11 protein-coding genes are annotated in these 11930 nt (G+C 64.0%); 10 read left to right on the top strand and 1 reads right to left on the bottom strand.

Annotated elements, in window-relative coordinates; all coding sequences use genetic code 11:
- Complete coding sequence (locus R2669_RS05855; protein ID WP_147217652.1) at nucleotides 1–1113, top strand: RluA family pseudouridine synthase; 1113 nt, start codon at nucleotides 1–3, stop codon at nucleotides 1111–1113.
- Entirely contained in the window at nucleotides 1097–1906 is an 810-nt protein-coding gene (gene pgeF / locus R2669_RS05850; protein WP_316899208.1) for a peptidoglycan editing factor PgeF, read from the top strand. The genes R2669_RS05855 and pgeF overlap by 17 nt, the downstream gene beginning before the upstream one ends.
- Before the next feature lie 4 nt (nucleotides 1907–1910).
- On the opposite strand, the gene R2669_RS05845 is transcribed toward pgeF, so the two are convergent.
- On the bottom strand, nucleotides 1911–2147 hold the full coding sequence (locus R2669_RS05845; protein WP_316899206.1) for a hypothetical protein: 237 nt from the start codon (nucleotides 2145–2147) through the stop codon (nucleotides 1911–1913).
- A gap of 269 nt (nucleotides 2148–2416) precedes the next feature.
- On the opposite strand from R2669_RS05845, the gene phaC reads away from it, so the two are divergent.
- The 8 genes from phaC (at nucleotide 2417) to R2669_RS05805 (ending at nucleotide 11904) form a co-directional block, all read left to right on the top strand.
- The gene (gene phaC / locus R2669_RS05840) at nucleotides 2417–4210 is read left to right on the top strand and encodes a class I poly(R)-hydroxyalkanoic acid synthase (protein ID WP_316899204.1); all 1794 of its coding nucleotides are present in this window, start codon (nucleotides 2417–2419) and stop codon (nucleotides 4208–4210) included.
- 89 nt (nucleotides 4211–4299) lie between these two features.
- Entirely contained in the window at nucleotides 4300–5481 is a 1182-nt protein-coding gene (locus R2669_RS05835) for an acetyl-CoA C-acetyltransferase (RefSeq protein ID WP_147217659.1), read from the top strand.
- 123 nt (nucleotides 5482–5604) lie between these two features.
- Nucleotides 5605–6345 carry a 3-ketoacyl-ACP reductase gene (locus R2669_RS05830; protein WP_009240759.1) on the top strand — a complete coding sequence of 247 codons (741 nt, stop codon included), beginning with the start codon at nucleotides 5605–5607 and terminating at the stop codon, nucleotides 6343–6345.
- A gap of 406 nt (nucleotides 6346–6751) precedes the next feature.
- Nucleotides 6752–7306 (top strand): polyhydroxyalkanoate synthesis repressor PhaR, encoded by a 555-nt coding sequence (phaR, locus tag R2669_RS05825; RefSeq protein ID WP_004627096.1) that lies wholly within the window; start codon nucleotides 6752–6754, stop codon nucleotides 7304–7306.
- Nucleotides 7307–7505: 199 nt separating this feature from the next.
- Nucleotides 7506–8486: a tRNA dihydrouridine synthase gene (locus R2669_RS05820; protein ID WP_027681301.1), complete on the top strand. Its 981-nt coding sequence runs from the start codon at nucleotides 7506–7508 to the stop codon at nucleotides 8484–8486.
- A gap of 66 nt (nucleotides 8487–8552) precedes the next feature.
- Entirely contained in the window at nucleotides 8553–9914 is a 1362-nt protein-coding gene (gene rimO / locus R2669_RS05815) for a 30S ribosomal protein S12 methylthiotransferase RimO (protein ID WP_024975565.1), read from the top strand.
- A gap of 87 nt (nucleotides 9915–10001) precedes the next feature.
- On the top strand, nucleotides 10002–11186 hold the full coding sequence (gene bktB / locus R2669_RS05810; protein ID WP_316899201.1) for a beta-ketothiolase BktB: 1185 nt from the start codon (nucleotides 10002–10004) through the stop codon (nucleotides 11184–11186).
- Nucleotides 11161–11904 (top strand): hypothetical protein, encoded by a 744-nt coding sequence (locus tag R2669_RS05805; protein WP_316899199.1) that lies wholly within the window; start codon nucleotides 11161–11163, stop codon nucleotides 11902–11904. Before bktB ends, R2669_RS05805 begins: the two co-directional genes overlap by 26 nt.
- Nucleotides 11905–11930: the final 26 nt, after the last annotated feature.

Raw genomic sequence — 11930 nt, 5'->3', positions numbered from 1 at the left:
ATGAAAAATCGCATCAAGCATTATAGCCCAAGCCCTGTGTCAGACGACGCACTGGCTGACGTTTCCCTCACTGCGCCGGAGACGGAAGACGCCCTCGACGATGAGGCGCTCGATTTGCCTGCCGCCGGGGCCGCTCCAGGTGCCGAACCGATCATCGTAGAGATTCCCGAAGCCATGCACGGCGAGCGCCTCGACAAGGCGCTCGCCAAGCTGCTGCCCGACTATTCGCGCAGCCGCTTGCAGCAATGGATTGACGCCGGCGCGGTTCGTCTGCGTGGTGAGGTGGTGCGCCCGCGTGCGGCCATCTCCGGCGGTGACCGCATCGAAGTCGTCCCGCAACGCGCGGCCGACGAAAACGCCTTCGTCGCCGAGCCGATTGACCTGGATGTGGTGTACGAAGACGACACGCTGCTCGTCATCAACAAGCCTGCCGGTCTGGTGGTGCATCCGGCCGCGGGCAACTGGAGCGGCACGGTGCTCAACGGCCTGCTGCATCGCTATCCCGACGCCGTGGAGTTGCCGCGTGCCGGCATCGTCCACCGCCTCGACAAGGACACTTCGGGCCTGATGGTGGTCGCCCGTACGCTGCCTGCGCAGACCGACCTCGTGCGCCAATTGCAGGCACGTACCGTCAAGCGGACTTATCTCGCGCTGGTGTGGGGCGAAACGCCCGAAGAAGCCACGATCGATGCTCCGATCGGCCGGGACCCGCGCGACCGCACGCGCATGGCCATCATCGAGACGGCCAGCGGCAAGCCGGCGCGGACGCATTTCAAGACGCTGGACGTGGTCGACCTCGGGCGCGCCCAGGTGTCGCTGGTGCGCTGCCAGCTTGAGACCGGCCGGACACACCAGATCCGTGTGCACTTTGAGTCGGAGGGGCATCCGTTGCTGGGCGATCCGGTCTATACGCGCAACTTCCGGCGTGGCCAGCCGCAGACGATCAAGGCGCCGCTGCCGGTGCCTTTTGCGCGGCAGGCGCTGCACGCGGTGCGCCTCGGGCTCGTGCATCCGGCCACGGGCAAATCCGTACATTGGGAAGCCGGCGTGCCCGATGATTTCGCCGATCTGCTGGAAGCCCTCGACATGGATCCTGATGCCGACATCAACTGATTGGATCGTTCCCGACTGGCCCGCGCATCCGCATGTGAAGGCGCTTGCCACGACGCGCCTGGGTGGCGTCAGTGTCGGGCCTTACGGATTGGCTGGCGGCTTGCCCGGCGGCCTGAACCTCGGTCAGCACGTGGGTGACGCGCCCGACGCCGTCGATCAGAATCGCCGCATTCTCCGTGCGGCGCTACCGGCTGAGCCGACGTGGATGGAGCAGGTGCACGGCACTGGTGTAGCTGATCTTGATCAACTTGTTGGTACGTCGGCGCCTGTAGTTGCCGATGCTGCGGTGGCGTCGTGGCGGGATCGGGTCTGCGTGGTCATGACGGCCGATTGCCTGCCTGTCTTGCTGAGCGACGCCCGAGGCGTCACCGTGGGTGCGGCGCATGCGGGTTGGCGTGGTCTATGCGGCGGCGTGATCGAACGCACGCTGGAAGCCATGATGCAGCGGTTGCGCGCCAGCGGCCAGGAAGCCGATCCGACGTGGCTGGCGTGGCTCGGGCCAGCCATCGGGCCATCGTGTTTTGAAGTGGGTGCGGAAGTGCGTCAGGCATTTATCGACGCCGCGCAGCCCGACGAATTGCCCGCCACCGAGGCGGCGTTCGTGGAAGGCACCTCCACGGGGAAGTTCTTCGCCGATTTGTACGCGCTGGCTCGACTGCGGCTGGCGCGCGCCGGTTGTACCGACGTGTACGGCGGTGGCCTGTGCACGATGACGGACGCCGAGCGCTTCTATTCGTACCGCCGGGAGCGCACCACGGGGCGCATGGCCACGCTGATCTGGCGCGCGGAGTGAGCCTTCAGGCGGCGCCGTCGCCAGCGTCGCTGCTCAGCGTGGGAGTGGTGTCCGCCTTGTCCTGCGCGGCTTCCTTGGCTTTCCGGCGTCGCCTGCGTGCTGGCGTGCCGACAATCCACAGGAAGAGCGATAGCGGCGCCACGCCGTAAAAGACAAATGTGCCGATGCCGGCAATCCAAGATTGCTCAGTCAAGGACATCATCAGCACGACGTAGAGCCAGGCGATGGCGACGATATACATGGGAAAAGCGGTGCCCGGCATTGGCGCAATGCGGCAGTCTCGCACGAAATTGCGCAAATTGGACCATAGCCCCGGTTCTGTGCTTAACCATTTGGTCGGAGCCGTTTTCGGTGAACGCGGCAAAACCCGCGCTGGCTGGGCGTTTCCGGCCGATCATTAACTAACGCCGATTGACAGTCTTGAAACGGCAAGGCAACAATGCCCCGCAATACTACGAGTTGCGCCGCCGTTCCAACCGGAGCGGCGCATATCGTCGGATCGAGGGCACTATGGCATCGCGTCAATCGACATCATCCAAGGCATCTAGCGCCCACACTCAAGCTCCCTTGCAGGGCTTGTCGGACCCAACGCAGTGGGCGGAGCAGTTCAAGCAATGGCAAGCCTTTGCGGGCGCCTTCGCACAACCTGGTGCCGCGGCGCCAGGTCTTGGGCAGTTCAACGGCGCAGCGACGGGTGAAGGCGCGGCGCCTTTCGCCCTGATCCCGCACGAGCGGCTGGCCGAGATCCAGCAGAAATATCTCGAGGAGTGGCTTCAGATCTGGCGCCACATGAGCACGGGCGAAAGCGCCGAGGCCGTAGCGCCATCTGATCGCCGCTTCTCGAACGACGCGTGGCGCAAGAGCCCGCTCTATGGCTATGCCGCCGCGTTCTACGTGCTCAACGCCCGCACGTTGATGGAAATGGCCGACGCAGTGCAGGCAGACGCCAAGACCCGAGAGCGCGTGCGCTTTGCCGTGTCGCAATGGACGGCTGCCATGTCGCCGTCCAACTTTCTTGCGACCAATCCGGAAGCGCAGAAGCAACTGATTGAATCGCGTGGCGAATCCCTGCGCACCGGCATCCTCAACATGCTGCAGGACATGGAGCGCGGCAAGATCTCGCAGACGGACGAAACAGCGTTCGAGATCGGGCGCAACGTCGCCAACAGCGAAGGCGCCGTCGTCTTCGAGAACGACTACTTCCAGCTCATCCAATACAAGCCGCTGACGGCCAAGGTGCATGCGCGCCCGCTGTTGCTGGTGCCGCCTTGCATCAACAAGTACTACATCCTTGATCTGCAGCCGGCCAATTCGCTGGTGCGCTATGCCGTGGAGCAGGGCAATACTGTGTTCCTCGTGTCGTGGCGTAATCCGGACGCGAGCATGGCGTCCCGCACGTGGGACGACTACATCGAAGGCGGCGCCATCGAGGCCATTCGTGTCGCGCGCGAAATCTCCGCGCAGGATCAGATCAACGTGCTGGGCTTTTGCGTGGGCGGAACAATCCTGTCGACCGCCCTGGCCGTGCTGGCGGAACGCGGACAGCATCCGGCGGCAAGCCTGACGCTGCTGACCACGCTGCTCGACTTTACGGACACCGGCATTCTCGACGTCTTCGTCGATCAAGCCCAGGTGGAAATGCGAGAGCAGACGATCGGCCCGAATGCGCCGACCGGCCCGGGCCTGCTGCGTGGCGTGGAGCTGGCAAACACGTTCTCGTTCCTGCGCCCGAACGATCTGGTCTGGAATTACGTTGTCGAGAACTATCTGAAAGGCAAGACGCCTGCGCCGTTCGACCTGCTGTACTGGAATGGCGATTCCACCAACCTGCCGGGCCCGTGGTACTGCTGGTACCTCCGTCATACGTATCTGCAGAACGACCTCAAGACGCCGGGCAAGCTGAAGGTGAACGGTACGCCAGTGGATCTCGGCAAGATTGATGCGCCGGTCTACATCTACGGTTCGCGTGAAGACCACATCGTCCCCTGGAAGTCGGCCTATGGTTCTGTGCCGCTGCTCAAGGGCAAGCGGCGTTTCGTGTTGGGCGCCTCCGGCCATATCGCTGGCGTGATCAACCCGCCTGCCGCCAACAAGCGTTCGCACTGGACCAATGCCAAGCTGCCTGACTCCGCCGATGCGTGGTTCGAGGGTGCGAAGGAGCATCCCGGAAGCTGGTGGCCGGATTGGTCAAGTTGGCTTGCATCACACGCCGGCGCGCAGAAGGCTGCACCCAAGAGCTACGGCAACGCGGACTACCCGGTCATCGAGCCGGCCCCTGGCCGCTACGTCAAACAGAAAGCGTAAGATCGCGCGCATGAACCCCCGTTGCCGCCGCGGCTTCGGCCGCTGGCGGTGTCCAACGACCCTCTCTTTCGACAGTGGAAGGTAAGCAAATGACCGATGTTGTGATCGTATCGGCGGTACGCACCGCCGTGGGCAAGTTTGGTGGCTCGCTGGCGAAGATCGCTGCGCCTGAGCTTGGCGCGGCTGTTATCCGCGAAGCGCTGGCGCGCGCCAAGGTGGCGCCGGACCAGGTGAGCGAAGTCATCATGGGCCAAGTGCTGACGGCAGGCTCGGGTCAGAACCCGGCGCGCCAGGCCGTCATCAAGGCAGGGCTGCCGAACATGGTGCCGGGCCTGACCATCAACAAGGTGTGCGGCTCCGGCCTGAAGGCCGTGATGCTGGCCGCCAACGCCATCATCGCGGGCGACGCTGAGATCGTCGTGGCTGGCGGGCAGGAAAACATGTCTGCCGCGCCGCACGTCCTGCCCGGTTCGCGCGACGGTTTCCGCATGGGCGATGCCAAGCTGATCGATTCGATGATTGTGGATGGGCTGTGGGACGTCTACAACCAGTACCACATGGGCATCACGGCGGAGAACGTCGCCAAGGAATACGGCATCACGCGCGAAGCGCAGGACGAGTTCGCGGTCGCGTCGCAGAACAAGGCCGAAGCTGCGCAAAAGTCGGGCCGCTTCAACGATGAAATCGTTCCGATCATGATTCCGCAACGCAAGGGCGATCCGATTGCCTTCGCGCAGGACGAGTTCGTTCGCCATGGCGCCACGCTCGAATCGATGGCTGGCCTGAAGCCCGCTTTCGACAAGGCTGGCACCGTGACGGCGGCCAACGCCTCGGGCCTGAACGATGGCGCCGCCGCTGTCGTCGTAATGTCGGCCGCCAAGGCGAAGGAACTGGGCCTGACGCCGCTGGCCACGATCCGTGCTTACGCCAGCGCTGGCCTGGACCCGAAGGTCATGGGCATGGGGCCGGTACCGGCGTCCAAACGCTGCCTGTCGCGCGCCGGCTGGTCGGTGGGCGACCTGGACCTGATGGAGATCAACGAGGCATTTGCCGCCCAGGCGCTGGCAGTGCATCAGCAGATGGGCTGGGATACGTCGAAGATCAACGTCAACGGCGGGGCGATTGCGATCGGTCACCCGATCGGCGCGTCGGGCTGCCGCATCCTGGTCACGCTGCTGCACGAGATGCAGAAGCGCGACGCGAAGAAGGGCCTGGCCTCGCTGTGTATCGGTGGCGGCATGGGCGTGGCGCTGGCGGTTGAGCGTCCGTAAGTTTTTTTGCAGTGAGATTGGCGTGAGGCGGAACGAATGCCGCACACGCCAATCGGAGACACCTGAGCATCTGCTGCCCGGCAAGAGGCCGGGCGGTTCTAACAACAAGGACTAGGAGTGGACATGACCAAACGCATCGCATACGTCACCGGTGGCATGGGCGGTATCGGAACGGCGATTTGCCAGCGCTTGGCGCGCGACGGCTTCACCGTTGTCGCAGGCTGCGGCCCGAACTCGCCGCGCAAGGCGAAATGGCTTGAACAACAGAAGGCGCTTGGTTTCGATTTCGTGCCGTCCGAAGGCAACGTCGGCGATTGGGAGTCGACCAAGGCCGCGTTCGACAAGGTCAAGGCCGAAGTGGGCGAGGTCGATGTCCTGATCAACAACGCCGGTATCACGCGCGACGTGGTGTTCCGCAAGATGACCCGCGCCGACTGGGATGCGGTGATCGATACCAACCTGACGTCGCTGTTCAACGTGACCAAGCAGGTCATCGACGGCATGGCGGATCGCGGCTGGGGCCGAATCATCAACATCTCGTCGGTGAACGGCCAGAAGGGCCAGTTTGGCCAGACCAACTATTCGACCGCCAAGGCTGGCCTGCACGGCTTCACGATGGCGCTGGCGCAGGAAGTCGCGACCAAGGGTGTAACGGTCAACACGGTGTCGCCGGGCTATATCGCGACCGACATGGTGAAAGCGATTCGTCAGGATGTGCTCGACAAGATCGTCAGCACGATTCCGGTCAAGCGCTTGGGCGAGCCGACGGAGATCGCCTCGATCTGCGCATGGCTGGCATCTGAAGAATCCGGCTTCTCCACCGGCGCGGACTTCTCCCTCAACGGCGGCCTTCACATGGGCTGACGCTCCCACGCCCATGCTGCGGCTATGCTGCAGCATGGGCGCAGCAATTTTCCCCCTTGATTTGCCTGCATGCTGCGATGCTCGATTGCATTGCAGCAAGCATTTTGCGTCCTCTGTGGGCAACTGTCCGAGTGCCTGAGCCGCATCAAAATGCTGCGGGTTTTTACCGGGGGAGGTCGCCTTTTCTTTGCAGGGCGATCCGCATAGAATCCAATCACGGAGGCGCTCCGCAGGGAGACACGGGGCGTCCGATCATAACCGGATGCATCTGCGCTACGCTTGAATTCACCATTCGCGCGCAGATCGGAACAGCCGGGCAACCGCGTATTTTGCTGCACCGCCCGGTGCAGTCATTTCGCACTGCATCGGCTGCACCGCAGCAGCATCGCCAACACGGAAAGGCACGATGGCCACCAGCAAGAAGGGCACCGAACGGCTGATCAAGAAATATCCCAACCGCCGGCTCTACGACACCCAGACCAGCACCTACATCACGCTGGCAGACGTCAAGCAGCTCGTCATGGAAACCGAAGAGTTTCGCGTCGTCGATGCGAAATCCGGTGAAGACCTGACCCGCAGCATCCTGCTGCAGATCATTCTGGAAGAGGAAACCGGCGGCGTGCCGATGTTCTCGGGTGCGATGCTCGCGCAGATCATCCGTTTCTATGGCAACGCGATGCAGGGCATGATGGGCACGTACCTGGAAAAGAACATCCAGGCGTTTGTCGACATCCAGAGCAAGCTGGCCGAGAACTCGAAGGATCTGTACAGCGGCAACACGTTCAACCCCGACATGTGGTCGCAGTTCATGAACATGCAGGGGCCGATGATGCAGGGCATGATGAGCAACTACATCGAGCAGAGCAAAAACCTGTTCGTGCAGATGCAGGAGCAGATGCAGAGCCAGGCCAAGAACATGTTCGGGACGTTCCCGTTCAACCAGCCGCCCGAAAAGAAGTAAGTTCAGCGGGCTGGCAAAACAAGGCGAATCGCGGGGCGGTTCGCCTTTTTTGTTGGGCGCGCGCCCGAGAGGGCAGCAAGGTAAAATACCGGTCCTTCAGGTGAGGTGTACGCCTCTCAGACGATCACGATTCCCGCCCCGGTTTCCCCATGTTTGATGTCCGCCCCCGGCTTCTATGCCGGCTGTCTCCCGTTTTCGCATGAGCCGCCTGTTGCTCGCCCCGATGGAAGGGGTCGCGGATTACGTCATGCGCGACGTGCTGACGCAAGCTGGCGGCTACGACGGATGCGTCTCGGAGTTCGTCCGCGTGACGGGCTCGTTGCTTCCGGCGCGCACCTACGAACGTGAGACGCCCGAGATTCGCAACGGTGGCTATACGGCCAGCGGCACGCCGATGACCATCCAACTCCTCGGCAGCGATCCGGAATGGCTGGCCCGCAATGCGGCATACGCAGCAACCCTCACGCCGCATGGCATCGACCTCAACTTCGGCTGCCCCGCCAAGGTCGTGAACCGACACGGCGGCGGCGCCATGCTGCTCGCCACGCCGGAAGTGCTGTACGACATCGTGCACGCCGTGCGGGCCGCGGTGCCGGCCAATATTTCGGTGACGGCGAAGATGCGGCTCGGCGTTTCCGATACGTCCCGCGCGATTGACTGTGCGACGGCGCTGGCGGAAGGCGGTGCGGAATCGCTCGTCGTGCATGCCCGCACGCGTGACCACGGCTACCGTCCGCCCGCTCACTGGGACTGGATCGCGCGCATCGCCGATGCCGTGAGCATTCCGGTCACCGCCAATGGCGAAGTCTGGACCGTGGCCGACTGGGAGCGCTGCCGGGCCGTCAGTGGCTGTAGTGACGTGATGATCGGCCGTGGCGCCGTGTCCGACCCGTTCCTGGCCCAGCGCATTCGCGGGCAGATGGACGAGGCACCGTCCGCGGCGGAATGGCCGATCGTGCTCGGCTATCTCGCCGATTACCTGAAGAAATTGCATGCGCGCATCTCGGCCAAGCACGAGCATGGCCGCGTCAAGCTGTGGCTGAGCTATCTGAAGCGGACGTGGCCCCAGGCCGCGGAGCTGCACGATGCCATTCGCAGGCTGCAGGACGCGCTGGAAATCGAGCGCGTGATTGAACAGATGCAGCTGCGGCTTGGTCGCCCAAACGCGGCGAACGGTTAAAATACGCAACCGCGCCGCACAGCCCACGTGCGCAGCGCAAATCCTCTCCCACATCAGGTTGTTCCCATGTCCGACGTCAGTACCCAGAGCCCCAAGGTGGGGTTCGTCAGTCTCGGTTGTCCCAAGGCCTTGGTCGATTCCGAGCAGATCATCACCCAACTGCGCGCGGAGGGGTATGAGATTTCCGGCACGTACGGCGGGGCGGACCTGGTGGTCGTCAACACCTGCGGCTTCATCGACGAGGCCGTGCAGGAAAGCCTGGACGCGATTGGCGAGGCGCTGGCCGAGAACGGCAAGGTGATCGTCACCGGCTGCCTGGGCGCCAAGAAGGACGCCGCTGGCCAGGACATCATCACCAACGTGCACCCGAAGGTGCTGGCGGTGACGGGCCCCCATGCGCTGGGCGAAGTGATGGAAGCGGTGCACACGCACCTGCCCAAGCCGCATGACCCGTTCATCGATCTGGTACCGCCGCAGGGCATCAAGCTCACGCCCAAGCACTACGCGTATCTGAAGATTTCGGAAGGCTGCAACCACCGTTGCAGCTTCTGCATCATCCCGTCGATGCGCGGCGATCTCGTCTCGCGCCCGGTGGCCGAAGTGATGCTGGAAGCGGAAAACTTGCTGAAGGCCGGCGTCAAGGAGCTGCTCGTCATCTCGCAGGACACCAGCGCCTACGGCGTCGACGTCAAATTCCGCATGGGCTTCTGGAACGGCCGCCCGCTGAAGACGCGCATGACCGAGCTGGTCGGCGCGCTGGGTGAACTGGCGTCGCAGTACGGCGCCTGGGTGCGCCTGCATTACGTCTACCCGTACCCGAGCGTGGATGAGGTGATGCCGCTGATGGCCGAGGGCAAGGTCCTGCCGTATCTGGACGTGCCGCTGCAGCACGCCCACCCCGACGTGCTCAAGCGCATGAAGCGCCCGGCCAACGCCGAGAAGACGCTGGATCGCATCCGTGCCTGGCGCGAGGTGTGCCCGGAGCTGACCATCCGCAGCACCTTCATCGCAGGCTTCCCCGGTGAAACGGAAGAGGAGTTTCAGACGCTGCTCGACTTCATTGCCGAGGCCGAACTGGATCGCGTGGGCTGCTTCGCCTATTCGCCGGTCGAAGGCGCCACCGCCAACGACCTGCCGGGCGCATTGCCCGACGAGGTGCGCGAGGAGCGCCGCGCGCGCTTCATGGAAGTGGCCGAGCGCGTGTCTGCACGCCGTCTGCAGCGCAAGGTGGGCAAGTCGCTGCGCGTGCTGGTGGACGAGGTGAATCAAGACGGTGGCATTGGCCGTTCGTCGGCGGATGCCCCGGAGATTGACGGCCTCGTCTATATCGCGCCGCCATCGAAGCCTTACAAGCGCTACAAGGCGGGCGATTTCGTGTCGGTCAAGATTACCGGCGCGGACGGCCACGACCTGTGGGGCGAGGTCTGACCCACTTAGGTAGTCGTACCTAAATTTTGCGAACGGTCGTGCGTTTATACTGGCCGCCATCCAATTTCGATGGCTCAGGAGACAGCAATGGCACGTGAAGTGGTGGTGGTCAGCGGCGTTCGTACCGCAATCGGGACGTTTGGTGGCAGCCTGAAGGATGTGGCGCCGTGCGAACTGGGCGCACTCGTTGTGCGCGAGGCGCTGGCCCGCGCAGGCGTGAAGGGCGAGGAGGTCGGCCACGTGGTGTTTGGCCACGTGATCAACACCGAGCCGCGAGACATGTATCTCTCGCGCGTGGCCGCCGTGAACGGCGGGGTGTCGGCCGAAACGCCTGCATTCAACGTCAACCGCCTGTGCGGCTCGGGCCTGCAGGCCGTGGTGAGCGCGGCGCAGACAATCCTGTTGGGCGATGCCGATGTCGCCATTGCCGGTGGCGCAGAGAGCATGAGCCGTGCGCCGTACTTGGCACCCGCAGCCCGCTGGGGTTCGCGCATGGGCGACGCCAAGATGGTCGACATGATGCTCGGCGCGCTGCACGACCCGTTCCACACAATCCACATGGGCGTCACTGCGGAAAACGTCGCACGCGAATTCGGCATCAGCCGCGAGCAGCAAGACCAGACCGCGCTGGAATCGCATCAGCGCGCATCGCGTGCCATCCGGGCCGGCTACTTCAAGGACCAGATCGTTCCCGTGACGATCAAGTCGCGCAAGGGCGATATCCAGTTCGATACCGATGAGCATGTCCGTCACGATGCAACCATCGACGACATGACCAAGCTCAAGCCGGTTTTCACGAAAGAAAACGGTACGGTCACGGCAGGCAACGCTTCAGGCCTCAACGATGCAGGCGCAGCGCTGGTGCTGATGGAGCGTTCGGTGGCCGAAAAGCGTGGCCTCAAGCCGCTGGCCCGGCTGGTGTCGTACGGCCATGCGGGCGTGGAGCCGAAGATCATGGGTATCGGCCCGGTGCCGGCGACGCGCAAGGCGCTGGAGCGCGCAGGCCTGTCGGTCAACGATCTGGATGTGATCGAAGCCAACGAGGCGTTCGCCGCCCAGGCCTGCGCTGTGACGAAGGAACTTGGCCTGGACCCGGCCAAGGTCAACCCGAACGGCTCGGGCATCTCGCTCGGCCACCCGATCGGCGCAACGGGCGCGCTTATCACGGTCAAGGCGCTGCACGAGCTGCAGCGCATCGGCGGTCGCTACGCGCTGGTGACCATGTGTATTGGTGGAGGACAGGGCATTGCGGCGGTGTTCGAACGCATCTGAACGCATTTTCTCGATTGAACGTCTGATTCGGCCAACCGGCGCGCTGTTTGCGCTGGTACTGGCCGCAGGCGTGGCGCCGGTGTCTGCGCAGACGCCGGCTGCCGACAACGGCTACGACGTGTCGACCGGCAGCACCAACGTGCAGCCCGGCGACCTGGGCCTGAACCGCGCCGTTGCCGAGGGCGACAAGCGCCGCGCTCAGGCCAGGAAGGGCGACAACGCGTTCTCGGCGCAGACCCCGCCGCTCCGTGTGCTGCAACCTCAGCCCGACTACGCAAAATATCCCGTCTATACCGGCGTGATCGGCGACATGCCGATCCGCATGCGTCTCGGCCGCAAGGCCGGTGAGATCGACAGCGTCCACGGCGAATACGTCCCGGGCAATGCGGCGGGCGTGCGTCTGGTGACCGGCGAATACGAAAACGGCGGCTTTCTCATGGAAGAGTCCGATGACGGTACGCACGTCACCGGCACGTGGGAGGGCGCCATCGACGGTCACGGCGTCGTGCGCGGCACGTGGACGGACGTCGCCCACGACGGCCATACGCTGCCGTTTGTGCTGCGGCCCGTCGCGGTGGTCGTGATTCCGCCGTACGATGCCGCAGCCAACAGCAATGCGGCGACGCCAGCCACGCCAATGACGCCGCTGGTTCCGGCTGGGCCGGGCCAGATCGCACCGCCCGCCGGCAATCCGCCACGATCAAGCGCGCACTGGTAAGCCGCCCGAAATCGCTCATCCGCCAC

This window comes from Ralstonia edaphi (assembly GCF_958350185.1).
Taxonomy (GTDB): Bacteria; Pseudomonadota; Gammaproteobacteria; order Burkholderiales; family Burkholderiaceae; genus Ralstonia; species Ralstonia edaphi.
The sequence above is the reverse complement of the archived record's forward strand: the minus strand, read 5'-3'. Positions and strand labels throughout refer to the sequence as shown.

What these genes read in the sequence shown, in the direction of transcription:
- R2669_RS05855 (WP_147217652.1), top strand. Translation starts at nt 1, where the DNA reads ATGAAAAATCGCATCAAGCATTATAGCCCAAGCCCTGTGTCAGACGAC.
- pgeF (WP_316899208.1), top strand. Translation starts at nt 1,097, where the DNA reads ATGCCGACATCAACTGATTGGATCGTTCCCGACTGGCCCGCGCATCCG.
- R2669_RS05845 (WP_316899206.1), bottom strand. Translation starts at nt 2,147, where the DNA reads ATGTATATCGTCGCCATCGCCTGGCTCTACGTCGTGCTGATGATGTCC.
- phaC (WP_316899204.1), top strand. Translation starts at nt 2,417, where the DNA reads ATGGCATCGCGTCAATCGACATCATCCAAGGCATCTAGCGCCCACACT.
- R2669_RS05835 (WP_147217659.1), top strand. Translation starts at nt 4,300, where the DNA reads ATGACCGATGTTGTGATCGTATCGGCGGTACGCACCGCCGTGGGCAAG.
- R2669_RS05830 (WP_009240759.1), top strand. Translation starts at nt 5,605, where the DNA reads ATGACCAAACGCATCGCATACGTCACCGGTGGCATGGGCGGTATCGGA.
- phaR (WP_004627096.1), top strand. Translation starts at nt 6,752, where the DNA reads ATGGCCACCAGCAAGAAGGGCACCGAACGGCTGATCAAGAAATATCCC.
- R2669_RS05820 (WP_027681301.1), top strand. Translation starts at nt 7,506, where the DNA reads ATGAGCCGCCTGTTGCTCGCCCCGATGGAAGGGGTCGCGGATTACGTC.
- rimO (WP_024975565.1), top strand. Translation starts at nt 8,553, where the DNA reads ATGTCCGACGTCAGTACCCAGAGCCCCAAGGTGGGGTTCGTCAGTCTC.
- bktB (WP_316899201.1), top strand. Translation starts at nt 10,002, where the DNA reads ATGGCACGTGAAGTGGTGGTGGTCAGCGGCGTTCGTACCGCAATCGGG.